Here is a 24,954-nt window from a genome sequence, read left to right on the forward strand (position 1 = left end):
TAGTCAGAGTATCGGCTGCTGCAATAAGTTGCTGTAGAGCCTGATGAATTTTCCTTAATCTTTACTGAATGGGACCAAAAGCGTTAGCTGGGTCTTAGTCCGAGAGGGGCAAGTTGGCGTTGCGTACATCGCCGATCCGGCTCAGCAGGCCTCGTTTCTTCAACGCGTTGATCACCTGCTCGACTTTGTAATCGAGCGGGTCGCCGCCGTCCACCACCAGGTCGGCAAAGTCGATCAGTGGCCGCACAAACGCAATGCCGCAGGGGCGAACCGTCGCGTCATACTGTTGGCGAACGGATTCGGGAACTCGCCCGCGCTCTTCCACATCGCGTTTGAGCCGGCGCTCAAAGCAGATGGCATCGGGCGTATCGACAAAGATGCTCAGTTGATAAAGCGGCCGGAGTTCGGGAAAGTACAGGGTGAAAAGCCCTTCGACCACAACCAGGCGGCCAGGCTGAAAGTTCTCCGATTCTCCACGCACGGTGGTATAGGCCGTGAAGTCGTACAGCGGTCGTGCGATCTCCTGGCCCTCAGCCAGCGCAGTCAGATGCCGCGCGAGGAGAGAAATGTCGATCATCGCCGGATCGTCGAAGTTTTTGCGGGTGCGCTCTTCGAACTGCAGATGACCGAGGTCGCGGTAGTAGTTGTCGAGTGAGAAATGCTGCCCGCCCAGTGTCCGCGCCAGCTCCGCGGCCAGAGTGCTCTTACCTGAGCCGGAGGCTCCGGCAACCGCCAGCATTACTGGAGGAAATGGAAGGTGGCCGGCCGTAATCTTCGCTGTGGAATCAGCCCCACTCATCCGTTGCCGACCTCGTGCCCGTTGGCTTGCAGACCAGATGCGAGCTTTGGCAAGAGCCGAGTGAATAGGCTGGCCATGCGGTGCTGGACTCTGCTTCCGGCTTCGAATACTTCTTCGTGGCTGAGCTGGGTGGCGCTGATGCCGGCGGCGAGGTTGGTCACGCAGGAGATGCCCAATACCCGTATGCCCATGTGCCGCGCCACGATGGTCTCTGGCACTGTGGACATTCCTACAAGGTCTGCTCCGAGGGTACGAAAGGCACGGATCTCCGCGGGGGTTTCGAAGCTGGGGCCGGTGGTGGCCAGGTATACACCTTCGTGCATGATGAAGCCGTCACCATCGGATTCGTCGCGTGCTGCCTGCTGGGCCAGCGAGCGTAGCTCTACCGAGTAGCCTTCGGTCATGTCGAAGAATCGCAGACCGGTCTTTTTTCCGTCGCCGAAGCGGGATTCATTCGGGCCAATCAGCGGGTTGAATCCGAGGTGGTTGATGTGGTCCGAGAGAAGTACAAGATCGCCGATCTTGTAGTTGGCGTTGATGCCTCCCGCGGCGTTGGTCAGGATTACGGTCCGCAGACCAAGTTGTCCGAGAACACGCATGGGGAAGGTGACCTGCTGCGGTGTGTAGCCCTCGTAGTAATGTACCCGGCCCTGCATCACGATGACCGGGACGCCACCGATGCGGCCGGCAACGATGCGGCCGGAGTGGCCTTCGACAGTGGATTGGGGAAAGTGAGGAATTGTTCCGTAGGGAGCGAAGACCGGATCGGTGACGGCCTCGGCCACAGCGCCAAGGCCCGAGCCGAGGACGATGCCGATGTGGGGTATCAGATCACCGAGCTTGGTTCGCAGATAGTCGGCAGCTTCATTTACTTGATCGAAATAGGTCATCGGAGTCGCGGCAGCCTCAGCGTGTTTCGCCTAGTGTACAGGCAGCCGGAGGGCTCAGTGGTGCGTTACCACCTGGGAGCGGATGCGATTGTATTGGGCGTGGGTGAGGATGTGTTTATGGTAGAGATCGTCGGATTTGGCATAGGGGCGCCCGTCGATGACGCGCCTGGCCAGCTCGGGGGTAATGCCCGGCAGGGCTTCGAGGTCTCTTCTGCTGGCTGCATTGATGTCGAGGGGGCCTTTGCGCTTTAGTCCTTCGACGATGCCGCTGGCGATCGCTCCGGAGTCACGTTTGACGGCGGCGGTGGCGTCCGCGGTGTGTTCGCGCAGGGCGTCGGTGTTGTTGCAGGAACAGCCTGTAAGGGTGGATGCGGCGAGGACGGAGCCAACAAGGGCCAGGGCTGCCAGAGCTTTTCTCATACTGGCTTGGATGCGTAATTTCTGCCTTTCGGCATCGGTTGGAGGATGCGAATTCGGATTCCTCACTTTGAATCGGTGGGAGGCGCGAGCGGCTTGCCTAGCAGGTTGGCTTGCATGCTCTGGTTTTGCGGGTGGATGCGGAAGTTTCCGTAGAGCAGTTCGCACAGGACCGGGTTGGGACGGCCATACCAGCTTGCCCAGGAGAGCGGCGTTTCTCCATTCATGTCTCTGGCGTCGACGATTGCTCCTGCTTCTTTCAGCATGCGGATTGTGTGAGCTTCGCCAAATGCTGCAGCGCGATGGAGCGGCGTCTCGCCCTTGGTGCGGCAGTCGCGCATGAAGGCTCCCGTCTCTACACCGGGCTTCGTCGCAACGTTGGGATTGGCGCCATGGGTCAGCAGGACTTTGAGCACGAGATCGAAGACCACCCGTTCTGATTTCGAGAGCGCGTTGTGCAGGCAGGTTTCGCCGGTTTCTGCATCTGCGAAGTTTGCATCCGCACCGTTTTCGAGAAGGAAGAGACAAAGACGCCAGTGGCCGTGGTAGGCGGCGGTGTTCAGCCCGAGATTGTCGCCCAGGGTGGTGAGGGATTCACCGTGCGAGAGCAGGAGGCGGATGGCGCTTACATCGCCGTAGTAGGCGCAGTGCTGGATGAGTGGAACGCCGTCTTTGTCTTTGCCGGTTTCCGGGAAGCCGAGATCGAGCAGGTCGAAGGCTAGCTCTGTTCGGCCTGCGGCGAGTTGGAGAAGCAGCGCGTCTATTTGCTCATTACTCATCGGAGACTCGCTGGTTATTCAGGCTGGAAAGAACACGGCTGGCGAGACATGGAATCGCTTGCTCAGTAATTCGATGTGAGTCGCGTTCAGTTTTCGTTTGCCGGAGAGTACTTCTGAAACCACACTCTCACCACCTAGATCCTTAGCCAGGTCCCGTTGCTTCAGACCGTGTTGGTCTAGCAAGAATCGAAGCACTTCTATCGGAGAAGCCTCTGGAAGACTATAGTGTTCTTCTTCATAACGTTCGATCAACAGTGTCAACAGGTCAATTGCTTCCACTTCTTCGCCGGTGGGGTTTTCGATCGAGGTCAGTCGGAACAGGGCTTTGGTGTAAGCATCGAGTTGTTCTTCGGTACGAATTAGATGAGGAGCTCCACGTTCGATCATCTTAACGGGATTTGCTAGAACTGTAGCCATTCTGCCTTCTTCCTCGCGGTCATTGCGTTCCAGCGGTCGTAGTCTTTGTGCGAAAGAAATGACCCGATGGAAATATGCCCAAGTGTCAAGCGTCTCTCAAGCACTTTGGCATAGTGAACCGCGACGATGAGCCGGTACCGATTATGCCTGATGTTGAAAACGACAAAACCATCGACTTCATCTGCGTCTGGAAAATTTTCGCGTAACTCGACGAAGTTCTTCCATCGTGCCAATTTCACAACCTTGATCCAAGCCCGCAGTTCATCCGCAGCCTCTCGGAAATCTTCAGACGCCTGCTGTAGACGTTTGATTGTGACGATGTGCACATGATCAGGTTACTTCGCAAATTGCGAAGAGTCAAGAGAGACGCTATCCCAGAAACATGCCGGCGATGGAGGCGGATATTAGATTGGCCATGGTGCCGGCGAGCATGGCGCGGATGCCGAGTTTGGCGAGGTCGTTGCGGCGCTCTGGGACCAGTGCGCCGATGCCGCCGATCTGCATGCCGACGGAGCCGAGGTTGGCGAAGCCGCATAGGGCGAACGTGGCGATGGTGAAGGAGCGCGGATCGATTGGGACCGCCGAACCAACCTTGTGGGTGCCGAGGGCGATGTAGGCGATGACTTCGTTGAGCGCCATGCGGGTGCCGAGCAGGTTGCCGACGATGCCTGCGTCATGCCATGGCACACCGATCAGCCACGCGACTGGTGCGAAGACATAGCCGAGGATTTCGCCGAGGCTGGAGGGGAACCAGAGGTGGCCGAGGTGGAACCAGTTCAGCAGGCTGTCGAGCAGGGCAACGAGGGCCAGGAAGCTGACCAGCATGATGCCTACGTTGAAGGCCAGTTTGCCGCCGTCGAGGGTACCGCGGGCGATGGCGCCGATGAGGTTTTCATCCTTATGCTCTTCGTTTTCAGGGATGATCACCTTGCCTTCGGTGGCGGGGACTTCGGTCTCGGGAACGAGCATCTTGGCCATCAGGATGGTGCCTGGCGAGGTCATGATGACGGCTGCGAGCAGGTGCTTGGCTTCCACGCCCTGCGAGATGTACATGGCCATGATGCCGCCTGAGACGTGGGCCATGCCGCTGGTCATGATGGTCATGAGTTCGCTGCGGGTGGCTTTCGAAAGGAATGGGCGGATAGTGAGCGGGGCTTCGGTCTGGCCCATGAAGATGGAGGCTGCGACGTTCATGCTTTCGGCGCCTGAGATTTGCATGGTTTTGAGCATGATCCAGGCGAGGCCGCGGATGATGATCTGCATGAGGCCGATGTGATAGAGGACCGCGAAGAATGCGGAGATGAAGATGATGGTGGGCAGCACCTGGAAGGCAAACATGGAGCCCATGTTGGGATGTCCGTTCTGCGCGAGCAGATCTCCGAAGACTCCGGCGTTAGGCAGGCCCAGCTGGCCGAAGAGGACGGCGGTTCCGGCGTAGGTGGCGGCGAGCATCTTCTGGATCACGCCACCGGCCCAGGCCATGGCGTTCTGGCCGTAGTCCGAGCGGAGGACGATGAAGGCGAAGAGGAGCTGCAGACCGAGGCCCCAGACGACTGTGCGTAAGCGGATCGCGCGCCGGTTGGTGGAGCCGAGCCATGCCGCGAGCAGAACGGCCAGAATTCCCAGAATGCCTACGAATCTCTCCAAAAGCCCGCTCCTTGAGTTGCCGAAATGCGAGTTGCCAGATTGCCGGACGGATTGCTTATACCTTATAGCATTGAGTGGTCCTGGCAATCGAAGCGCTGCTTGCTCTCAAGCGCGCCAGGCATTGCAACGCTACTCCGGCACAGGTACTTCACTGCGAATGTGAAAGTGCACCAGGACGGAGGCGTGACCGTCCGGGCAGCCGAGCAAAAGACTTCTTCCTTTTCCCTTAAACTCGAAGGCAACATGTGCGATTCCGTTGGGATCGATTTTCATGACGACAGGACCGGAGATTTCCCGAATTTTGTCCACGTCCACGAGTTGGGCTTCGGCGGAGACAAGCTGCTCATGCAGTGTCGAGTTCAGGGCGATGGGTACCTGCAGGTCTTCTGTCTCGTAGTTCCGGTTGCAATCCACGTTGAAGCGGGAAAACTTGTTATCCCGGACGCTTTCAACGATGTTGATGACCGGGTTACTGTGATAGACCTTGGCGAAAAAGGTGTAGGAATCCGCTGATCGATCTGCCGGGTGAACGATTTCGATGTGATCGGCGTTGATCTTCTTCGGCGGTGTATCGACATCGCAGCCATACGTTGCACTGTAGTAGGTCACCACGCGCGTGTGAGCGCGGAGGTATCGTCCTACGCCTTCGCCGGCGGCGGTGTCGAGCGCTTCATAAGCACAGTAGCGGTGGATGCGGCTGACCGCTGCGGTGCTTCTCCACTTCTCTTCGAGGTCCATCAGAAAGCTGTTGTCGTTACTGTCGCGCAGGTCTGTCAGCAGTGGATCGCTGTCATAGATCTTTGCCAGATTAGCAACGAACGAGCCCTGATGAGGGGTTGCGTAAGAAACGACAAAACGCACCCGGGCAGCGTCGGCCGGATGGTTGATGAGCATCTCCTCGGTCACGATTCCGCCCAGACTATGCGCGACGAAGACAACTTCCCTGTGGTCCCAGACTTTTTGTTTTTTCAGCCCTTGCCACAGGATCTGCGACAACTGCTCTGTCGAGTATTGGCCGTGCCGGGAGGGGGTGGGATACTCGGCCACGACGACGTCTGATTGCTGAAAATGGGGATCGGTCTGGATCAACTGCGGCCAGTAGGCACCATTCGATGCCCTCCACGTATTGTGGTCTCCGTGAATGCCATGCACGAAAACAATCACTCGCGGTTTCAGGCTTTGGCCCTGGGCCGGGAAAGCGCTTATGGAAAAGGCAAGGCAGCTTGCAAGGAACGCCCCAAAAACAGCGAAAGTACGACTCAATCCAATTCTCCCCCAGATTCCAATGATAATTCCTGGACCGGGAAACGGAGATTTTGTTGGAGCTTGCTCGTCCATGCGAGGATGCTCAAGAGCCCTTAAGGCGAAAGGGCATGACCGAAGAAAGTTTCTGATCTTCGACCGGGGGCGCAAGGACGTAAGACGAGCAATTTCACCTCTTCAGGAATGCCTCCGCGTCTTCACGTGTAAACACCCGGCTTACCAACGGCACGGCGTCCGGTGATTGTGTGGAAAAGGTGATGGCCTTCTTCAGAAGTGAGGTTGGCTCGGCCAGCAGTGCAGAGTGAGTTGCGTAGAGCGTCGCGAGCGGCTGGCCTTTTTCGATGTGAGCGCCGCGGCGGGCGTGGAAGTGGATTCCGGCGTGAGGGTCGACGGGTTCTCCGGCTTTTTCGCGACCGGCTCCGAGGCGTTGCACGGCCCAGCCAAGCATCGTTGTATCCATGTCGGAGATATAGCCTGTTTCCCATGCTTCTATTACCTGGGTTGCGCCGGGTTTGTGAAAGACCCATGGATCGTCGAAGGTTGAAATATCGCCGCCCTGGGCTTCGATCATCTGCATGAAGATTTTCAAAGCGGAGCCGTCGCTGATGGCTGTCTCGGCTCGCGCGTAGCCGGCTTCTGGCGTTTCGGCCTGGCCGCCGAGATAGACCATCCATCCAGCGAGCACGAGGGAGAGCTCGCGGAGGTCTTCGCTTTCAGCGGGCCGTTTGCCGCCGAGCAGATCGACGGACTCGACTAACTCGATCCAGTTGCCGGCCATGGCTCCGAGGGGTTGGCCCATGTCGGTCATGAGAGCAACGGTGCGGGTTCCGGCTGACTCGGCTGTCGCGACCATGAGCGCTGCGAGTGTTTCGCCTTCGGTGCGGTCGCGGAGGAAGGCTCCCGAGCCGGTCTTTACATCGAGAACGAGCGCGTTGAGGCCCGCGGCGAGCTTCTTGCTGAGGATGGAGGCGCAGATAAGACCGCGGCTTTCAACGGTGCCGGTGCGGTCACGGAGGGCGTAAAGGACTCGATCTGCGGGTACGAGCGCCGGGGTCTGGCTCACGATGGATGCGCCGCAGTGCTTGATCACGGCTTCGAATTCATCGAGCGAGAGGGCGGTCCGGTAGCCGGGAATCGCTTCCAGCTTATCGAGAGTTCCCCCGGTGTGACCGAGTGCTCGGCCAGAGATCATTGGAACTGCTACGCCGCAGGCGGCTGCCAGCGGTGCTACGAGGAAGCTGGTCTTGTCTCCTACGCCGCCGGTGGAGTGCTTGTCGACGGCTACCTTGCCAAGGCGGGAGGGGTCGAACTTTACGCCGGAGTCGCGCATGGCTACGGTGAGGGCGCGAATCTCATCGGATTCGAGGCCGTTGAGCCATGCCGCCATGAGCCATGCTGCAAGCTGCTCCACGGGGATGCTCTCGCTGGCTGCGCCGCGGACGAGGAAGCGGATTTCTTCTTCGGTTAGCGTACCGTGGTCGCGCTTCTTGCGGATGAGGTCGATGGCGTGGATGGGTGCGTGCGTTGAAGCGGTGCCGGGCAATGGTTCTGTCTGGGACATTCTGGGGCGGCCTCTATATGTGGTTCCGTCTTGAGATTACCGCATGAGACGGGAGCGCATAATCGGGGAACCGGCGTGTCCTTCGCTTGACTGTGAGTTACGCCAGAGGCCGCTGCATGATGAGCAGGCGCAGCCATTCGCCGAACTTGCTGCCGGCTTCGGGGAGCAGGCCCACTTCCTTGAATCCTAGTGAGGCGTGAAGGGCTGTTGAGGGGATGTTGACGCCGCAAATGCAGGCGACCATTGAGTGGCAGCCGCGCGCGGTGCATTGCGCGATCAACTCGCCCAGCAGTAACTTGCCCACGCCGTGACCGATGCAGTCGGGGCGCACATAGATCGAGTCTTCGACGGTGAAGCGATAGCCCTCGCGCGGACGGAATTGTGAGGCGTAGCAGAAACCGACGATGTATCCCTCGAGCTCCGCGACCAGATAGGGTAGGCTGCGGTCAAGGACAGCCTGCCGTCTTAGCTGCATCTCTGCTTCATTCGGAGCCGTGATTTCAAAGGTCGCGGTGGTTGTTTCGACGAAGCGGGCATAGATGGCGGTCAGAGCAGCCATGTCCGACGTGGTAGCAGGTCGCACCAGGCACTCGGACTCAACGGTGGCCGCAATCCCGGTCTGGGAACGTGCTTCAAGGATTGGTTCGCGTGATCTCACGTTGCGTTGGACCTGATCCTCACTTCTTACCCAAGTAAACTCGGATCCGCATAAAGACGGGATAAGTCTGCTGCTTCGGCGGCCATGTGCCGGAGTTCTTCCATGGCTATCACTCAATTGTCCGGGTACGACCGGCTACTTGAGTTGCAAGTCGGAGGCGTAGGGCATCAGTTGGCTGAAGGGAATGGTCACCTGGTCCACCGCGCCTTTGCGGCCAGCCGGGAAGCTGATGGGAGCATCCGGTTCGATGAACTCGGCGAGTACTTGCCTGCAGGCGCCGCAGGGCGGGCTGGGGGCGTCGTTCAGATTTACGACTGCGACTGCTTTAATGCGAATTTCAGGTCCAAATGCGGCGATGGCACTGACGAGGGCGGAGCGTTCGGCGCAGATGGTGAGACCGAAACTTACATTTTCGACATTTGTGCCAGTCACGATTTCGCCGTTGGTCAGGAGCAGCGCCGAGCCGACGCGGAAACCGGAGTATGGCGAATAGGAGCGTGCGGCGATGGCAATTGCGGCGTCGATCAAGCGCTGCATTGGGACATCGGCTGGTTCTGTCATCTTCGTTGCAACCCGTGCCGTGGCATGGTTTTGTCCGAGCCCGGAATTACAGGCTAACCGCAGGGGCGGTGCTGCGCAAATCTTTGGGCACCTCGCCCCTTGTTCCTGGGCTTGAAAATTCCACAGCAGCCTCACGCTTTAGCCTCAAGTTTGTTCCACACCGACCGATAAGGTGCTGGAGAGCAGCTACCAGACGGCGAGTACAGCAGGCCACGGACGGACTATGGACGAACTGACGCGTGAGTTCCTGATTGAAAGCCAGGAGGGCCTGGACCGGATGGAACGCTGCCTGACCGACCTCGAAGAGAGGCCGCAAGATAAGGAATTGCTGGGCGACATTTTCCGTTCGGTGCATACGATCAAGGGCACTACCGGTTTTCTTGGATTCAAGCGGTTGGAACGGCTGGCGCACGCGGGGGAAAATCTGCTGGGGTTGTTGCGGGACGGCAAGCTGTCGGCCAACCAGCTGATCACCACTGGACTCCTTCAACTGATGGATGCGCTGCGCGGGATTCTCAGAACGATCGAATCGACCAACCACGAAGGCGAACAAGAGGGCGAGGGGCAAGATGCGCTGCGGGACGCTGAGCTCATTGGGAAACTGCAGGAGTTGCAACGTCCGCAGGCATCCGTTGCCGCCGCTGCTGCGGTCGTAACGCATGGGATTCCTAGCATCGAGGCCTCGTCGGGTTCTTCCATTCAGTCTGCCGCTCATCCCTTTCCCCCAGCCATCGCCTATCCGGAGACAGGCCCAGCCCCTAGGCCTGCAGAAGCTGTGTTGCTTCCCCCCGATGAGCCCAGGGCCGCGTCCGAGCCAGCCAAAGCCAAGGCGGTGGTGGCTGCGACTGAAAGCACGCTGCGCGTGGACGTGATGCTGCTGAACCGGATGATGAACCTGGTGGGCGAGCTGGTATTGACGCGCAACCAGATTCTCCAGGCTACGTCGCTCGACCCAGGTCTTACGCTTCTTTCCCGCCGCCTCGACATGGTGACGGCGGACTTGCGCGAGTCGGTGATGAAGGCGCGCATGCAGCCGGTTTCGAATGTCTTTTCGAAGTTTCCGCGCATCATCCGCGATCTGTCGCAGGCGCTCCATCGCAAGGTGCGGCTGGTGCTCGAAGGGCAGGAGACGGAGCTGGACAAGAGCCTGCTCGAAGCGATTAAAGACCCTCTGACCCATGCCGTCCGCAACTCGATGGACCACGGAATCGAGCCGCCGGAGATACGCCAAGCCGCAGGTAAGGATCCTGAGGGAACGCTCAAGCTGCGGGCCTACCAGGAATCGAGTCACGTCATCATCGAGGTGTCGGATGACGGCGCGGGGATTGGTGTCGAGAAGGTCCGCAACAAGGCAATCGAGCGAGGCCTCATTGCCGCCGAACGCGCCGCTCAGTTGAGTGAACGCGAGCTCCTGCAGCTGATCTTTCTTCCCGGCTTTTCGACCGCTGAGGCTGTTACCCATGTGAGCGGCCGTGGGGTGGGCATGGACGTGGTGCGCACGAACGTCGAGAAGATCGGCGGCAAGGTCGAGATCGATTCCCGTCCAGGGAAAGGCACAACGCTGCGGCTGCGAATCCCGCTGACGCTGGCTATCATTCCGGCGTTGATCGTGCGGAGTCTGAAACAGAGTTTTGCCCTTCCCCAGGGTGCCCTTTCTGAGCTGGTGCATGTGCCGCCGGAGAGGGTCGGTGTTGCCGTCGAATGGATGGAGGGCGCGCCACTCTACCGTCTTCGAGGGCAACTGCTGCCATTGATTTTTCTCGATTGCATGCTCTCTTCCGGCCAACTGGCTGAAGCCGGTGATGACCGGGATTTGTTTATCGCGGTACTCGACGCCGATGGCCGGCGTTTTGGCCTGGTCGTCGATGGTCTCGCTGATCCTGAGGAGATTGTTGTCAAGCCTCTTTCGCCGGTTCTCAAGTCGATCGGCCTTTACTCCGGGGCGACGGTGCTGGGCAATGGAGACCTGGCGCTGATCCTCGACCCCGGATCGATTGCTGCGCGTGCAGGCGTCTCCTTGCGCGGCGAAGACGAAGATGCAGCCCTGGTGCAACAGGATGAGGAGCCGACAGGTTTGCGCTATCTCATCGTGGAAGCCGGTGGACGCCGCGCAGCGATTCCGCTGGAGGATGTGCTGCGAATCGAACGCATTCCTCTCTCTCGGGTTGAATACATGGGCTATCGTCCGGTTTTGAACTTCGACGGCCAACTACTGCCGATCGACGATGCCGGCAACGTACTGGGCGGAGATGACCGCGCATCGCTGGTGACGGTTGTCGTCTGCCGTGAGGGGCAGCGTCAAGTGGGAGTCGCCGTTCATCATGTGCTGGATGTGGCCAACGGCAGTGAGCTGTTTGAAGCGGGATCGCACCAGCAGGCTTCTGGCGTGACGCTGCTCAAGGATCAAGTGACGGGCATTGTTGATCTCGCTTCCGTGGTTTCGTTGCCGCTGAAGTATGCGGGCGAGCGCATGGATATCCCAGTCTGGAGCGAGATTCAGGAGACGGTTGCATGAGCGCAACAGATAAGCTGGCGTTGCGGAAGCATGATGTTGAGGATTCGCACAAGAGCGCGCTGCTGGAGATGTGCTCGGTGCGAGTGGGTCAGACCCTCTTTGGCATCCCGATCCCCCATATTTTGGAGATCGTTGGCGGCGCGCGGCCACAGGCGGTGCCCCTCGCTCCCGCTTTTGTCGGGGGGCTGGTGCACTATCGCGGGGACGTGTTAACCACCGTCAGCCTGCGCCAATTACTTGGGATGCAGGATCAGGAAGGGCGTCAGGATATCCTCGTCCTCGAAAGCTCGGGCGGCTGCTTCGGGCTGTTGGTCGATTCGGTCAGTGAGGTGCTCACGGTTGCCAGATCCGATCATGAGCCGAACCCGTCCATCCTCGAGGAGAGGCGCCGGGCAGTCTTCGCGGGGGCATTCAAGCTCAAGGAGACCTTGCTGGTCGTACTCGATCCGGAGCGGCTGGATCCGATGCGGCTGGCGGCTTAAGGCAAGAATAGGGAAATAGAGCCAGAGTTGGTTTAGGGGGATTCGATGCGGGCCTTGATTGTTGATGATTCGCGGTTTGTGCGGGACTTTCTGCGTGGGCTGCTGGAGGAGAAGGGCATCGAGTGCGAAGAGGCTGCCGATGGGCGTGCCGGGCTGACGCACTTGCATGACGGAGATCCCTTTGATCTGGCGCTTGTGGACTGGAATATGCCGGTGATGGATGGCCTGGACATGCTGAAGAGCATGCGCGCTGAGGGTTACTCCGAGGTGAAGGTGATGATGGTGACTACCGAGGCGGAGGATGACTTCATTCTCCGCTCGCTCGACGCCGGGGCTGATGAGTACCTGATGAAGCCGTTCGACGACAACGCGCTGACTGAGAAGCTGGCCATGCTGGGTCTGGTTGAGGTCTGAGTGATGTCTGAAGGGCGCATGGCAAGGGTGCTGATTGTCGACGACTCTTCGGTGATGCGTAGCCTGTTGCGCAGCGTGCTAGCGACCGACGCGCGCCTTGAAGTAGCGGGAACGGCGAGCGATGGAGCTTCGGCGCTGCGGGCGATGGAATCGTTGAAGCCTGATCTCGTATTGCTGGATGTTGAGATGCCGGTCATGGACGGGCTAACGACTCTGAAGCACATGAAGCTGCTGGACCGAAAGGTGCCGGTGATCATGTGCAGTACGCTTACGCAGCGTGGGGCGAAGGTGACCATCGAGGCTCTTGCGATTGGCGCAGCGGACTATGTAGCGAAACCCTTTGGGCAAGGTTCGCGTGAAGCCGCCACCCAGGCTCTGGCTCACGATCTTATTCCCAAGATCCTGGCGCTGACGGCAACTCCGGTGTCTCATACGATGCCGTCCCCGGCCTATCCGGCTCCGTTTCGAGCCACGGGATTGAAGTCTGCGCCGCCTAATTCTCAGTCGTTTCGATCGAGTGCCGTGTTGCTCCCCCAACCCGCCATTGTGCCGGCGGATGTGGCCGTTGTTGTCATCGCAGTCTCTACCGGCGGGCCGGCGGCGCTCGATGTTGTGCTGCCGGCGATTCCGGCCAGCTTTCCGTTGCCGGTCCTGATCGTTCAGCACATGCCGGAGCTGTTTACAAAGCTGCTGGCGGAGCGTCTGGACGGCCGTTGCCCGATGCGGGTGCGCGAGGCCGCTAACGGTGATTCGGTCCGTCCCGGCACGATTTACATCGCCCGGGGGAACTGGCATATGGAGGTTGCGGCAGCTGATCATCGCTCGGCATTGCTCAGGCTGACGCAGGAACTGCCCGAGAACCACTGCCGGCCGGCTGCGGACGTGCTGTTCCGCACGGCTGTCGCTGTCTATGGATCGCGCGTACTTGGCGTCGTGCTGACCGGCATGGGCTATGACGGCCTCGCGGGCAGCAGGCTTATCCGTGAGCACGGCGGCGTGATCATCGCTCAGGATGAAGCTACCAGTGCCGTGTGGGGGATGCCGGGAGCAGTCGCGCAGGCCGGGCTCGCCCAGCGGGTGCTGCCGCTGCAGATCATAGCGCCCGAAATTCTTCGTCTGGCCGGGACCGGGCACGCCTCCTCAGGGAATCAACGCGAGGCCCTTGAGCTTCGAGAATCGGCGGTTTGAAGGTATGCTCTCCAATCCCTTTCCCACTCCGGCAAGTCTGCCGAGCATGGCTACCGCGAGCGGCAGTGGTGCTGGATCGAGCGTCGACTACGCGTTTCTGCGCCAGCTCGTCTATGAGCAGTCACAGAATGTACTAGATTCGTCGCGCGATTATCTCTTTGAAACCCGGCTGGCCAAGCTGCTGCGCGCGCGGGGGCTGACTCATCTCGAGGAGCTTGTCCAACTGCTTAAGTTGAAACGCGATCCGGTACTGGAACGCGCTGTCGCCGAGGCGATGACCATTAACGAGACGAGTTTCTTCCGGGACGGACGGCCGTTTGAACTGCTGCGCACGGAACTGTTGCCATCGCTGATCGAAGCTCGCCGCAATACCCGTTCTCTGCGATTCTGGAGCGCTGCCTGTTCAACCGGACAGGAGGCTTACTCGATGGCGATGCTGGTCGCTGGGCATTTTCCGCAGCTAGCGGGTTGGAATGTGCGGATTGAGGGAACTGATATTGCCAGCGAGGTTGTACAGCGGTGCCAAGCCGGGAGCTACCACCGCATCGAGATGAACCGGGGTCTTCCGGCGCGCAACATCGTCCGATTCTTTGACCATCAGGGTGAGGACTGGACGGTCAAGCCAGAGATCCGCCGGATGTGTAATTTCCGGCTGGCGAATCTCTGCGGGGCGCAGCTCCCGTTCTCGCCGGTCACCGATCGCTTTGACGTGGTCTTCCTGCGGAACGTAATGCTGTATTTTTCGCAGGAGACGCGGAAGAAGCTGCTGGCCAATATCCATCGGCTGCTGGCATCGGACGGGCTGCTTTTTCTGGGGTCGAGCGAACAGCCGGCCGACCCTTCGCTTTGGACTCCGATCCTGGCCGGCGGTACTTGCTATTACCGGGCCAGGCAGCCGAGTTAAAGACTAGTTATCGCCGCTGGTTCCGTAGATATTGGGTACTTTGCCGCCCATGGACCTCAGGTACGTGCTCAATTGCCCGCGATGGTGGATGGAGTGCTTGATGGTCAGTTGAATGAAATTGACAGCTGGCAGCTGCATTACGCCGAAGAAGTCGAGCGGCTCGGCCAGTTGTTCGCCGGATAGCCCGCGCAGGCGTTCGATGATTGCTTTCATCTTTTGCTCGTAGCATACCGCGGCGTCTGCCGGATTCATGATTCCGCACTCGTCGGTTTGACAGGGTGGCGCTCCGAAACTGCCATCGACGACTCCGGTGAGAAACCATTCATCGACCAAGGGTATGTGGCGGATGAGGGCGAGGCCTGTGCTTGCCTTGCCATCTGGCCGGAAGTCGAGACGATCGGGCGGGACGGCAGCGATGACTTTCAGAGTCGTTTGCATCTCATGTTCCAGGTCTGCGATGAGAAAGTCGCCAATGGCTTTTGCTTGATCGGGTGTCATAGCCGGGGTCATGGTCTGTCCTCGTATTCGTTCAGGATGCGCCCGCGCCGGGGCGGAGGTCGCGAGAATTATAGCTGCCGGTTCTGGTGCGATATTGCCTTGCTGCATTGTTATTGGGTCAAATTGTGCACACGGCTCATGACGGGATTGGGGCTATGCTGGAGATGAGACATGGCTCCCCGCAAACCCATTTCGACCGAGCCTGCTCTTCCCCTGGCCGATGTTCCTCCTGACAATCCTTTCGCCGGATTTCATCCGGTTACGGAGAGATGGTTTCGTGAGGTTTTTGACTCTCCGACTGCGCCTCAGCGGCTCGGCTGGCCAGCGATTGCGCGTGGAGACAGCACGCTGATCCTGGCTCCTACGGGGACTGGGAAGACGCTGACGGCTTTTCTCTGGTGCCTGGACAGGCTGATGTTGCAGGAAAGGCCGCAGGGCGCGGGGTGCCGCATTGTCTATGTTTCGCCCTTGAAAGCGCTGGCGGTGGATGTGGAGCGCAATTTGCGCTCGCCGCTGGCGGGGATTGCAAACATGGCGCGTCGGATGGGCGTGCCGGTTCATGATCCGGAGATCAGCATCCGGACGGGGGATACTTCGCAGAAGGAGCGGGCGAAGTTTCGCAAGACGCCTGCCGAGATTCTGATTACTACGCCGGAGTCTCTGTATCTGCTGTTGACTTCGCAGTCTTCGGAGTCGCTGCGGACAGTGGATACGGTGATCATCGACGAGATTCATGCGCTGGTGCCCACAAAGCGCGGGGCGCACATGGCGCTTACGCTGGAGCGGCTGGAGGCGCTGACGAAGCGGCGGATTCAGCGGATTGGGCTTTCGGCGACGCAGCGGCCGCTAGAGGAAGTGGCGCGGTTTCTGGGTGGGGTTGAGGTGCCTGCTGTTTCGGGGCCGACTTCGAGTTCCTCAGGGGCTAAAGCTCATCTCAATATGGCGGGCGTTCGCGGCACGACTGGAGTCGTGCCCTCTCATAAAGCTTCCGACGATGGGATTTCGGCGGAGCCGGTTGAGGCTTCTGCGCGGACCGATGCTGATTTGCCGGGACCGAGTTCTGAGGCTGGCATCGAGCCGGACAGGCTTTCTATTGTGGAAGCTGGGGTCGCTGCGGAGCTACTGCCTCGGGAGGAGACCGAATCGTGGTCGGCGGACATTGTTGAAACGACAAATATTCGCTACCGGCCGGTGACGATTGTGAACGCCAGTGCGCCGAAGCAGTTGAAGCTGCGGATTGAGGTGCCGGTTGAGGACATGGCTCGGCTGGGGCAGCAGGAGGAGATTCCTTCCGGTCCGGCTAGCCAGGGGCCGAAGCGGGTTTCCATCTGGAATGCGATTCATCCGCGGTTGCTGGAGATTATTCGCGAGCGGACTTCGACGATTCTGTTCGTGAATAGCAGGCAGGTGGCGGAGCGGCTGGCTGGGGCGCTGAATGAGTTGGCAGAGGAGCAGGGAGAGCCAGCGCTGGTGCGGGCGCATCACGGTTCGCTGGCGGCGCCGCAGCGGCTGATTATCGAGGAGCAGCTGAAGGCGGGTAAGCTTCGAGGGCTTGTGGCTACAAGCACGCTGGAGCTTGGCATCGATATGGGGGCCGTCGATCTGGTGATCCAAATTGAATCGCCGCCATCGGTGGCCAGCGGCATGCAGCGGATCGGGCGAGCCGGGCATTCGGTAGGGGCGGTGAGCGAGGGGATTCTATTTCCCAAGTACCGGGCTGACCTGATTGCGTGCGCGGCGATGACGCAGTCGATGCACCAGTCGCATATTGAATCGACGCGGTTTCCGCGCAACCCGCTGGATGTGCTTTGCCAGCAGATTGTGGCGATTGTGGCGCATCCGCCGAGTTTGCCGCCTCCGGAGAAGAAGAAAAAGCTCGTTGTAAAACCGAAGGCTGGGGCGGCAGGTACGACTGGTTCGGCGGCGCGGAGCCGGTTGTTTGCTGAGTTTGAGCAGGTTGAGGAAGATGCAGCCGAGGCGGCTGAGGCGGAGCTTGAGGCTGGTCCAGAAGTCCCGTTCGACGAGCTGTTCCGGATTGTGCGGTCGGCTGCGCCGTTTGGCGGGCTTACCCGGAATGCGTTTGAGGGTGTGCTGGATTTGCTTTCTGGGCGTTATCCGTCGGATGAGTTTGCTGAGCTGCGGCCGCGGCTGACGTGGGACCGGACGCGGAACGTTCTCACCGCCCGGCAGGGAGCGACACGGCTGGCGATTCTGAATGCAGGGACGATTCCGGATCGCGGCTTGTATGGGGTCTTTCTTTCGCACAGCGAGGGGAAGTCTGTCCGCGTGGGTGAGCTCGATGAGGAGATGATTTTCGAGTCTCGTGTGGGCGAGACTTTCATCCTGGGGGCGACTACCTGGCGGATTGACGAGATTACGCATGATCGCGTGCTGGTCTCGCACGCTCCGGGTGAGCCGGGGAAGATGCCGTTCTGGAAAGGCGAGGGGCCGGGGCGACCGCTGGAGTTTGGGCGGAGGATCGGGGCGATGGTCCGCGAGTTGCGGGCGATGCCGCTGCCTGCCGCGCTGACCCGGCTGGTGACGGATCATGATCTTGACCCTGGGGCGGCTGAGAACCTGATGCGGTTCCTTTCGGACCAGGCGGAGGCTACGGGGCAGGTTTCCGACGACCGGAACATCGTGATAGAGCGCTGCCGGGATGAGTTGGGGGACTGGCGGGTTTGCGTGCTGACGCCGTTTGGGAGCCGGATACATATTCCCTGGGCGATGGCAGTTTCGGCGCGCATTCGGGCGGCGGGCGGTCCGGATGTGGAGACGCTGTGGGGAGATGACGGGTTTGTGCTGCGGTTTCCGGATTCGGATGAGGCGCCGAATGTGGACTGGATCATGGTCGAGTCCGCCGAGGTGATGGATCTGGTGCTGCGTCAGCTGGGGTCGACGGCGTTGTTTGCTGGCCGGTTCCGGGAGGCGGCGGGACGGGCGCTGCTGTTGCCGAGGCGGCGGGCGGATGGGCGGGCTCCGCTGTGGCAGCAGAGGAAGCGGGCTTATGACTTGCTGGCGGTGGCTTCGCGGTATCCGGCGTTTCCGATGCTGCTGGAGGCGTATCGCGAGTGTCTGCGCGATGTGTTTGATATGCCGGCGCTGATTGAGACGCTGCGCGGGATTGAGCAGCGGCAGTTGCGGATTCATGTGGTGGATACGCGGACGCCTTCGCCGTTCGCCTCTTCTCTGCTGTTCAGTTATGTAGCGAATTTCCTGTATGACGGGGATGCTCCGCTGGCGGAGCGCCGGGCGCAGGCGCTGACGATTGACCAGGATCAGCTACGGGAGTTGCTGGGCGAGGCGGATCTTCGGGAGCTGCTGGATTCGGAGGCGATAGCCGAGGTGGAGGAGCAGCAGCAATGCTTGATCGATCCGTTCCGGGCGCGGTCGGCGGATGGGCTGAATGACCTGGTGCTGCGGCTTGGGGATTTGTCGCGGGAGGAGATTGCGCTTCGGGTGACTGATCCTGGGGTACTGGAGCATGTGGACCGGCTGATCCGGTCGCGGCGGTTGCTGGAGCTTCGTGTTGCCGGGGAGAAGCGGGTGATCGCGGTTGAGGATGCGGCCCGGTATCGGGATGGGCTTGGGGTTCCGCTGCCGCCGGGGTTGCCGGTGGCTCTGCTGGCGACGGTGGCGCAGCCGGTGCTGGAGCTGATCCGGCGATATGCGCGGACGCATGGGCCGTTCACGCTGGAGGAGGTTTCGGGGCGGTTTGCGCTGGATCCGGCGCTGACGGAGAAGACGCTGAACCAGCTTTGCACGGAGAACCGGATTGTTGAGGGCGGGTTCCGGCCTGGAGGGTTGGCGCGCGAGTGGTGCGACCAGGAGATTTTGCGGATCATCCGGCGCAAGTCTCTGGCGCGGCTGCGCAAGGAAGTGGAGCCGGTGGAGCAGCAGACGCTGGCGCGGTTCCTGACGCACTGGCAGGGGTTGCTGACGCCGCGGCGTGGGATGGATGCGCTGCTGGATACGATCGAGAATCTGCAGGGTGCGCCGCTGGCGGCTTCTTTAATCGAGAGCAGTATTCTGCCGGCTCGACTGGCGGGGTATTCGCCTGCGGATCTGGATACATTGGTGGCTGCTGGCGAGGTGAGCTGGACCGGTGTCGAGCCGCTGGGCGAGCGGGATGGGCGAATTGCGCTGTACCTGGCGGACAAGATGCCGTTGCTGGCTGTGCCTCGGCCGAATCCGCAGCCGATGACGGAGAGGGAAGAAAAGCTGCTGGCGGAGCTGAAGCAGAGTGGGGCGAGCTTCTTCACGCAGATGCATGAGGCTGTAGGTGGGGGATATCCGGGCGAGTCGCTGGATGCGCTTTGGTCTCTGGTCTGGCGCGGGTTGGTGACGAACGATTCACTGCATCCGCTGCGGGCTTACACGGCCAGGCCTGAGGCGGCGCGTGGGCCGCGGAAGCTGCCTCCGCAGGGGAATTTTCGCAGCCGGAGGACGGTACCGGCGACGGCGCAGGGGCGGTGGTCGCTGGTGGAGAGTGCGAATCGGGCGCAGTCGCTGGTTGCGCCGAGTTCGACTGAGGCTACGCACGCGCTGGCGCTACAGCTGCTCAACCGGTATGGGGTGCTGCTGCGGGAATGTGCCGCTGCGGAGAATATTCCAGGTGGGTTTTCGTCGATTTATCCGGTGCTGAAGGCGCTGGAGGAGAGTGGGCGTATTCGGCGGGGATACTTTGTGGCAGGGGTGGGAGCGACGCAGTTTGCGCTACCGGCTGCTGTGGATCTGCTGCGCTCGCTGCGGAATGCTCCTTTTCTTCCTGAGAGCGGGAAGCTGGAGTTTGTATTGCTGGCGGCTACGGACCCGGCGAATCCTTATGGATCGACATTGAAATGGCCGGAGTTGCCAGCAGAGGCGGAGGATAGCGAGAGTGCTCCGAGGGCGCTGACGCGGGCGGCTTATGCGCAGGTGGTGCTTTGCGGTGGGCGGCTTGTGGCGTGGCTGCGGCGGGCGAATCCGAACATTCTTGTTTTCCTTCCGCCGGATGAACCGGAGCGGTCGCATGTTGCGGATGGGCTGGCTCGGTATTTGGCTGAACTTGGGATGACGCGGTTGCAGCAGGATCAGACGGGCCACCAGAGCGGCTACCTGATCAGTACGGTGAATGGGATCGCCGTGGGGGCGCATCCGTTTGCGCATGCGCTGCACGATGCTGGTTTTCATCCGGGGCCGTTGGGGGTGCATTTGCGGCGTCCGGCGCGGCCGCCCTCGGGGGCTGCTGGCGGGCATGCTTCGAGCCTGAATCCTGGGAGGCTGTCGCCGCAGGAGGCTGCGTTGAATCGGCCTGCGCTGACCAATCCTAACTTCGGGCGGAAGGGCGTGTGAGCCATGCCTGAGGGAGACACAATCTATCGGACGGCCCGGGCGCTGGGACGCGCTCTAGTCGGTAAGGCAGTCACGGCCTTTCGGACCGAATATGCGCAGATTGCTGCTGCGGATGACCAGACGCCGTTTGTCGGACAGACTGTCGAGTTCATTGAAGCGCGCGGGAAGTGGCTGCTGATTCACCTGTCCGGCGGTAATATCCTTGCCACACATATGCTGATGAGCGGTAGCTGGCATATTTACCGGCCGGGTGAGGCCTGGCAGGAATCGGTGCGCAATGCGCGGATTGTGATTGAGACTTCCGACTTTGTGGCTGTCGGTTTTCGGGTGCCGCTGGCGAAGATATATACCGCTGAGACGCTTGTTCGAGATCGCAAGATTCCGCGGGCGGAGAATGATGTGCTCAGTGGCACCTTCGACGCGAAGGCTGCTGTGCGGCGGCTGATGGCAAGAGGGGATGATGAACTTGGGGATGCGCTTTTGCGGCAGGATGTTCTGGCTGGTGTGGGGAACGTCTTCAAGTCGGAGATTTGCTTCTTGCTGGGTTTGAGTCCGTTTCGGCGGGTTAATACGCTATCGGAGGGGCAGCCTGAGGAGATTGTGGCGATGGCGCAGAAGCTGCTGGCTGCGAACGTGCTTGAGGACTCGGGGGATCTGATTGTTACGTTCAGCGGGAGGCATCGGCGCACTACGAACAATGCCGATCCCGGGGCTAGCCTCTGGGTGTATGGGCGGAAGAATGAGGATTGCCGACGGTGTGGGACGGCGATTCAGAGGTGTTTGCAGGGGCGGAATGCCCGGAGTACTTATTGGTGTCCAAATTGCCAGGCGTTGTGTTTTGCTGATGGATCGACCTAGCTTTCAGATCGTAGAGCGAGTACCACGATATATAGTTTCAAGAAAGTCTTTGTATACGCAGTCAGTCTTTGTGTGACGTCTGCTTTTTAGATATAAATACCTCATCAGAATGATGAAGGTGGATGAATTGGACGGAGCAGAAATTATTCTAGCTTTAAAGAAAAAGTTTAATGCCCACACGGATCGTGCATTGGCGGCGAAGCTGGGCGTCCACGAAGTTTCAATCCAAACTTGGAGGAGCCGTTCAAAAATTACTGCAAGGCAGATAGTTGGTCTTATTGAAAGCGCAACCGACACCGCGACGAGGAATTTTCAAAGGACGGCAATACGACCCCTTGTGGAGTTTTATCGGATAGAAAAGTGTGCATCGAAGCGGGGAGCTAAGTTTGAGCTGTTCAGTTTTGAAGACAAACATCCATATCGAATTGGCCTAAAGAAGGAATTAGAAGATAAGAACGGAGTGTATGTTTTTTTCGATAGCCGCGGTCGCGCCATTTATACCGGCAAAGCCAAAGTGCAGAGTCTGTGGCGAGAAATGACGTCTGCTTTCAACAGAGATCGTGGACCCGTTCAAAAGATAAAGCGCGTAAGGCACCCCGAAAAGAGAGTTGAATACCGGACCTCAGAGGAAAAGTCGCGTCAGATCGTTGAATATGCAGTTCCGCTTCATGATCTAGCCGCTTATTTCAGCGCATATGAAGTTGTGGATGGAATGATTGATGAACTTGAATCTTTGTTGGTTCGCAGTTTTGCGAACGATTTGCTGAATATTCGAATGGAGCGTTTTGGTAAGCAGCGGAAAGTCAGTTATTAATAGCAATTCCCCGCACCTATACTCGTGGTACGGGGAATCCAAAATTACAGGGCTGCTGCGCCGGCTTCTGCGACTGCATGGTCCTGATCGCCGGAGCCGCCGCTTACGCCGATTGCGCCCACGACTTTGCCGTGCTGCTTGAGTGGGATGCCGCCGGCGAAGATCATGATTTTTCCGTCGTTGCTGGCGTGGATGCCGAAGAACTGGCCGCCGGACTGCGAGTGGGTGGCGAGGTCTTTTGTGGCAATGTCAAAAGCGCGTGAGGTGTAGGCCTTCTTGATAGAGATATCGATCGAGCCGATCCAGGCTCCGTCCATGCGAGCGTGGGAGATGAGGTTGCCGCCGGCGTCGGCTACGGCGATGTTCATGGGCTGGCCGATTTCGGTGGCTTTGGCTTCTGCTGCTTCGATGATGCGCTTGGCGTCTTTCAGGGTAATCATGGGGTTCTCCGGTGGTGCGGTTTGTGGTTGCGTGGCGGTCGTATTCGGTCGCTTAAGTACAACAGCAGATTCCCTGCGGGAATGACAAACAAAAAAGCGCAGTGGTCACGGTTTCTTGTCGCCGCCGAGGCCGAAGATTTTCTGGAGGAAGTTGCGTTTGTCTGGAGGGCCGTGAGTGCAGGTGGCTTCGGGCACGGTGCCGTCCAGGAAGGCGGCGGTATAGGAAGTTGCTGGAGTTGCCGGGCAGCCCTCGTCTACGGGCAGGTTGGTGGCTTTGTCGACCTGGACCATCTGCACGCCTTCGGGGACGTTGAAGTCGTGCGTGTCGGAGTACTGCGGCAGTGCCACGGCGCGCTTCATGAAGTCGGCCCAGATGGGAGCGGCGGCCATGGAGCCCTGGATCTTGCCCATGTTGGTGTAGTCGTCGTTGCCGACCCAGACGATGCAGAGCAGGTTGCTGGTGTAGCCGGCGAACCATGCGTCGTGGCTGGAGCCGGTCTTGCCTGCGGCGGGCGCGGTGAAACCGCGGCGGCGAACTTCGTAGCCGGTACCAGCGTTGATGACGTTCTTCAACATGTCGGTGGTGAGGTAGGCCACGCGGGGATCAATGACCTGTTTGGAGGTCGGGGTGTAGTCGTTGATGACGTCGCCGGAGGGGGTGCGGACGCTGCCGAGCATCCAGGGGTCGAGGTGGACACCGCCGTTGGCGAAGATGGTCCAGGCACCGGCCATGTCGAGGGGGCTCGCGTCGTAAGCGCCGAGCGCAACCGCGGGTGTTCCGCGCGCGGACTTTATGCCTGCGTCACGGGCCAGAGCGGCTACTTTGTCAAAGCCGACCAGGGAAGCCAGACCGATGGTCGCGTTATTGAGTGACCACTGCAAGGCGTACCGGGCGGTGACGGCGTCGTGGTAGCCGTGCATGTTGCGCGGAGTATATTCCTGGTCCCCGACTTCATAGGTCGTTTGCTCATCGCTGAGTAAGGAGATGGGAGAGAAAAGCTCGTCGTGGCCGGGCAGCGTGGTTCCGGAGATGGCAGTGCTGAAGGCCGACGCGTAGACGAACGGCTTGAAGATGGAGCCGGTGGGACGCTTGGCCACGGCGTGGTTGAGCTGGCTGCTGCCGTAGCTACGTCCGCCGACGAGGGCTAAGACCTGGCCGGTGTGAGGATTGAGAGCAACCAGAGCGACCTGCGGATAGGTCACGGATTCGCCTGGGTGGCTCTTGCCGTGGTATTTGTCCACCAGTTCATCGACAATGTGCATCGAGTCATCGACGGCGTTGGTGGCTGCTTTCTGCAGATCGGGGTCGAGCGAGGTGTAGATGTGGAGGCCTTCGCGGTTGAAATCACGCTCGCCTAGCTTCTGGTTGAGCTGCTCGCGGACGAGATCGACGAAGTAGGGTGCGTCGCTGGCGTCCACGCTCTGACTGGAGAGATGGAGCGGTTCGGCCTTGGCTTTCTCGGCCTGTTCCTTGGTGACGGCGCCGGTTTCTACCATCGAATCGAGAACCAGGTTGCGGCGTTCGAGCACGCGGTCGGGATGGCGGAACGGATTGAAGTAGTTGGGCCGCTGAATGATCCCGGCGAGCATGGCGCACTGCGGCAGAGTGAGCTGCTTCACGTCCTTGCCGAAGTAGGCCTGGGAGGCTTCGCCGAAGCCGTTGATGGCGAAGCTGCCCTGCTGCCCGAGGTTGATCTGGTTCGCGTACATCTCGAAGATCTGCTTCTTCGTGAAGCGATGTTCGAGCTGGAAGGTGATTACGATCTCGATCATCTTGCGCTTGAGCTTCTTCTCGGGCGTGAGGAAAAAGCCGCGGGCAAGCTGCATGGTGAGGGTGGAGCTGCCTTCCTTGTAGCGGCCTGAGGTTACGTCGCGCGAGGCGGCGATGGCGAGGCGGTAGAGGTTGATGCCGTTGTGCTCGAAGAAGCGGCGGTCTTCGATGGCGAGGACTGCCTGGACAAGGTGCGGCGGAATCTCATCGTAGGTGACGAGGCGGCGCTTGGTGCGGTTGGCGTCTTCGCTGAGGCCGGTGATGAGTAGAGGTTCGAGTTCGTAGCTGGAGAGGGTCTGACCGTGATCGTCGGTGATGGCTCGAACCGTTCCGTCTTCAAACTGGATCGTGGCGCTGTCAGGCGAGTGGAAGCTTTGCGGGCCGGGGTGGATGGTGACGGCCTCTGGATTGAGGGTAAAGGTGCCGAGTGGCGACGGGTTCGCTGCGCTGTCGACGGTGTATCCGCCGGAGCGGAGTTCATTGACGATGCCCGTGAGGGTTAGTTTCTGGCCGGGACGGACTTCGCGGGGAGCGGCGTAGATTTTGGCAGTGGTGGCGAAGAGCGGCTGCTTGAGCCGCTCGTCCACGATGCTGGAGTAGCGGTAGTAGTAGTAGCCGCCGACCGTGAGCACAATGAGTGCGACGGCTGCAATACAGACAAGAACTCCGCGGACAACCCAGCCGAGGAGGCTTACTTTTTTGCGCGGTCCGTTTTGGGGAAGCCGAACTCGAAATGCCATGAAT

At 59.9% G+C, this 24,954-nt stretch carries 22 protein-coding genes; 8 read left to right on the forward strand and 14 right to left on the reverse strand.

Going from position 1 to position 24,954, the window contains the following annotated elements; genetic code table 11:
* Window positions 1-94: 94 nt before the first annotated feature.
* The 11 genes from udk to AC5S27_RS08545 form a co-directional block, all read right to left on the reverse strand.
* Entirely contained in the window at window positions 95-799 is a 705-nt protein-coding gene (gene udk, locus AC5S27_RS08495) for a uridine kinase (protein WP_493934131.1), read from the reverse strand.
* Window positions 796-1,689 (reverse strand): purine-nucleoside phosphorylase, encoded by an 894-nt coding sequence (locus AC5S27_RS08500; protein ID WP_493934132.1) that lies wholly within the window; start codon window positions 1,687-1,689, stop codon window positions 796-798. The genes udk and AC5S27_RS08500 overlap by 4 nt, the downstream gene beginning before the upstream one ends.
* Before the next feature lie 54 nt (window positions 1,690-1,743).
* On the reverse strand, window positions 1,744-2,109 hold the full coding sequence (locus tag AC5S27_RS08505; RefSeq protein ID WP_493934133.1) for a ComEA family DNA-binding protein: 366 nt from the start codon (window positions 2,107-2,109) through the stop codon (window positions 1,744-1,746).
* 62 nt (window positions 2,110-2,171) lie between these two features.
* Window positions 2,172-2,885 carry an ankyrin repeat domain-containing protein gene (locus AC5S27_RS08510; RefSeq protein ID WP_493934134.1) on the reverse strand — a complete coding sequence of 238 codons (714 nt, stop codon included), beginning with the start codon at window positions 2,883-2,885 and terminating at the stop codon, window positions 2,172-2,174.
* Between the two features lie 18 nt (window positions 2,886-2,903).
* On the reverse strand, window positions 2,904-3,302 hold the full coding sequence (locus AC5S27_RS08515; RefSeq protein ID WP_493934135.1) for a helix-turn-helix domain-containing protein: 399 nt from the start codon (window positions 3,300-3,302) through the stop codon (window positions 2,904-2,906).
* A complete protein-coding gene (locus AC5S27_RS08520) occupies window positions 3,287-3,628 on the reverse strand; it encodes a type II toxin-antitoxin system HigB family toxin (protein ID WP_493934136.1) in 342 nt (113 codons plus the stop codon). Before AC5S27_RS08520 ends, AC5S27_RS08515 begins: the two co-directional genes overlap by 16 nt.
* A gap of 43 nt (window positions 3,629-3,671) precedes the next feature.
* Window positions 3,672-4,949: a NupC/NupG family nucleoside CNT transporter gene (locus tag AC5S27_RS08525; protein ID WP_493934137.1), complete on the reverse strand. Its 1,278-nt coding sequence runs from the start codon at window positions 4,947-4,949 to the stop codon at window positions 3,672-3,674.
* 129 nt (window positions 4,950-5,078) lie between these two features.
* A complete protein-coding gene (locus AC5S27_RS08530; protein WP_493934138.1) occupies window positions 5,079-6,212 on the reverse strand; it encodes an esterase/lipase family protein in 1,134 nt (377 codons plus the stop codon).
* Between the two features lie 169 nt (window positions 6,213-6,381).
* Window positions 6,382-7,773: a thymidine phosphorylase gene (locus tag AC5S27_RS08535; protein ID WP_493934139.1), complete on the reverse strand. Its 1,392-nt coding sequence runs from the start codon at window positions 7,771-7,773 to the stop codon at window positions 6,382-6,384.
* A gap of 97 nt (window positions 7,774-7,870) precedes the next feature.
* Complete coding sequence (locus AC5S27_RS08540; RefSeq protein ID WP_493934140.1) at window positions 7,871-8,431, reverse strand: GNAT family N-acetyltransferase; 561 nt, start codon at window positions 8,429-8,431, stop codon at window positions 7,871-7,873.
* Between the two features lie 135 nt (window positions 8,432-8,566).
* Window positions 8,567-8,992, reverse strand: a complete 426-nt coding sequence (locus tag AC5S27_RS08545) for a cytidine deaminase (protein WP_493934141.1) — start codon at window positions 8,990-8,992, stop codon at window positions 8,567-8,569.
* A 223-nt stretch (window positions 8,993-9,215) separates the two neighbouring features.
* Between AC5S27_RS08545 and AC5S27_RS08550 the strand changes: the two genes are divergently transcribed.
* The 5 genes from AC5S27_RS08550 to AC5S27_RS08570 are packed head-to-tail and all read left to right on the forward strand — an operon-like array spanning window position 9,216 to window position 14,495.
* Window positions 9,216-11,507: a chemotaxis protein CheW gene (locus AC5S27_RS08550; protein WP_493934142.1), complete on the forward strand. Its 2,292-nt coding sequence runs from the start codon at window positions 9,216-9,218 to the stop codon at window positions 11,505-11,507.
* Window positions 11,504-11,989, forward strand: coding sequence for a chemotaxis protein CheW (locus AC5S27_RS08555; protein WP_493934143.1), 486 nt, complete (start codon window positions 11,504-11,506; stop codon window positions 11,987-11,989). The genes AC5S27_RS08550 and AC5S27_RS08555 overlap by 4 nt, the downstream gene beginning before the upstream one ends.
* A gap of 45 nt (window positions 11,990-12,034) precedes the next feature.
* On the forward strand, window positions 12,035-12,403 hold the full coding sequence (locus tag AC5S27_RS08560; RefSeq protein WP_493934144.1) for a response regulator: 369 nt from the start codon (window positions 12,035-12,037) through the stop codon (window positions 12,401-12,403).
* A gap of 18 nt (window positions 12,404-12,421) precedes the next feature.
* Window positions 12,422-13,591, forward strand: coding sequence for a protein-glutamate methylesterase/protein-glutamine glutaminase (locus AC5S27_RS08565; RefSeq protein WP_493934145.1), 1,170 nt, complete (start codon window positions 12,422-12,424; stop codon window positions 13,589-13,591).
* A 4-nt stretch (window positions 13,592-13,595) separates the two neighbouring features.
* Window positions 13,596-14,495: a CheR family methyltransferase gene (locus AC5S27_RS08570; RefSeq protein WP_493934146.1), complete on the forward strand. Its 900-nt coding sequence runs from the start codon at window positions 13,596-13,598 to the stop codon at window positions 14,493-14,495.
* A gap of 3 nt (window positions 14,496-14,498) precedes the next feature.
* Here AC5S27_RS08570 and AC5S27_RS08575 read toward each other — a convergent pair whose 3' ends face one another.
* A complete protein-coding gene (locus AC5S27_RS08575; RefSeq protein WP_493934147.1) occupies window positions 14,499-15,005 on the reverse strand; it encodes a DinB family protein in 507 nt (168 codons plus the stop codon).
* Window positions 15,006-15,164: 159 nt separating this feature from the next.
* On the opposite strand from AC5S27_RS08575, the gene AC5S27_RS08580 reads away from it, so the two are divergent.
* The 3 genes from AC5S27_RS08580 to AC5S27_RS08590 all read left to right on the forward strand — a co-directional run bounded on the left by AC5S27_RS08580 (window position 15,165) and on the right by AC5S27_RS08590 (window position 21,999).
* Window positions 15,165-20,327 (forward strand): Lhr family helicase, encoded by a 5,163-nt coding sequence (locus AC5S27_RS08580; protein ID WP_493934148.1) that lies wholly within the window; start codon window positions 15,165-15,167, stop codon window positions 20,325-20,327.
* A 3-nt stretch (window positions 20,328-20,330) separates the two neighbouring features.
* Window positions 20,331-21,185 (forward strand): DNA-formamidopyrimidine glycosylase family protein, encoded by an 855-nt coding sequence (locus tag AC5S27_RS08585; RefSeq protein ID WP_493934149.1) that lies wholly within the window; start codon window positions 20,331-20,333, stop codon window positions 21,183-21,185.
* Between the two features lie 118 nt (window positions 21,186-21,303).
* Window positions 21,304-21,999: a GIY-YIG nuclease family protein gene (locus AC5S27_RS08590; RefSeq protein ID WP_493934150.1), complete on the forward strand. Its 696-nt coding sequence runs from the start codon at window positions 21,304-21,306 to the stop codon at window positions 21,997-21,999.
* Between the two features lie 44 nt (window positions 22,000-22,043).
* Here the strand turns inward: AC5S27_RS08590 and AC5S27_RS08595 are convergent, their stop codons facing one another.
* On the reverse strand, window positions 22,044-22,439 hold the full coding sequence (locus AC5S27_RS08595) for a GlcG/HbpS family heme-binding protein (RefSeq protein ID WP_493934151.1): 396 nt from the start codon (window positions 22,437-22,439) through the stop codon (window positions 22,044-22,046).
* A gap of 105 nt (window positions 22,440-22,544) precedes the next feature.
* Window positions 22,545-24,950 carry a transglycosylase domain-containing protein gene (locus AC5S27_RS08600; RefSeq protein ID WP_493934152.1) on the reverse strand — a complete coding sequence of 802 codons (2,406 nt, stop codon included), beginning with the start codon at window positions 24,948-24,950 and terminating at the stop codon, window positions 22,545-22,547.
* Between the last annotated feature and the right edge of the window lie 4 nt (window positions 24,951-24,954).

This window comes from Acidicapsa borealis, from assembly GCF_059115245.1.

Coding starts and splice junctions, on each gene's coding strand:
- udk (WP_493934131.1), bottom strand. CDS start 799: ATGAGTGGGGCTGATTCCACAGCGAAGATTACGGCCGGCCACCTTCCA.
- AC5S27_RS08500 (WP_493934132.1), bottom strand. CDS start 1,689: ATGACCTATTTCGATCAAGTAAATGAAGCTGCCGACTATCTGCGAACC.
- AC5S27_RS08505 (WP_493934133.1), bottom strand. CDS start 2,109: ATGAGAAAAGCTCTGGCAGCCCTGGCCCTTGTTGGCTCCGTCCTCGCC.
- AC5S27_RS08510 (WP_493934134.1), bottom strand. CDS start 2,885: ATGAGTAATGAGCAAATAGACGCGCTGCTTCTCCAACTCGCCGCAGGC.
- AC5S27_RS08515 (WP_493934135.1), bottom strand. CDS start 3,302: ATGGCTACAGTTCTAGCAAATCCCGTTAAGATGATCGAACGTGGAGCT.
- AC5S27_RS08535 (WP_493934139.1), bottom strand. CDS start 7,773: ATGTCCCAGACAGAACCATTGCCCGGCACCGCTTCAACGCACGCACCC.
- AC5S27_RS08545 (WP_493934141.1), bottom strand. CDS start 8,992: ATGACAGAACCAGCCGATGTCCCAATGCAGCGCTTGATCGACGCCGCA.
- AC5S27_RS08550 (WP_493934142.1), top strand. CDS start 9,216: ATGGACGAACTGACGCGTGAGTTCCTGATTGAAAGCCAGGAGGGCCTG.
- AC5S27_RS08555 (WP_493934143.1), top strand. CDS start 11,504: ATGAGCGCAACAGATAAGCTGGCGTTGCGGAAGCATGATGTTGAGGAT.
- AC5S27_RS08560 (WP_493934144.1), top strand. CDS start 12,035: ATGCGGGCCTTGATTGTTGATGATTCGCGGTTTGTGCGGGACTTTCTG.
- AC5S27_RS08565 (WP_493934145.1), top strand. CDS start 12,422: ATGGCAAGGGTGCTGATTGTCGACGACTCTTCGGTGATGCGTAGCCTG.
- AC5S27_RS08570 (WP_493934146.1), top strand. CDS start 13,596: ATGCTCTCCAATCCCTTTCCCACTCCGGCAAGTCTGCCGAGCATGGCT.
- AC5S27_RS08575 (WP_493934147.1), bottom strand. CDS start 15,005: ATGACCCCGGCTATGACACCCGATCAAGCAAAAGCCATTGGCGACTTT.
- AC5S27_RS08580 (WP_493934148.1), top strand. CDS start 15,165: ATGGCTCCCCGCAAACCCATTTCGACCGAGCCTGCTCTTCCCCTGGCC.
- AC5S27_RS08585 (WP_493934149.1), top strand. CDS start 20,331: ATGCCTGAGGGAGACACAATCTATCGGACGGCCCGGGCGCTGGGACGC.
- AC5S27_RS08595 (WP_493934151.1), bottom strand. CDS start 22,439: ATGATTACCCTGAAAGACGCCAAGCGCATCATCGAAGCAGCAGAAGCC.
- AC5S27_RS08600 (WP_493934152.1), bottom strand. CDS start 24,950: ATGGCATTTCGAGTTCGGCTTCCCCAAAACGGACCGCGCAAAAAAGTA.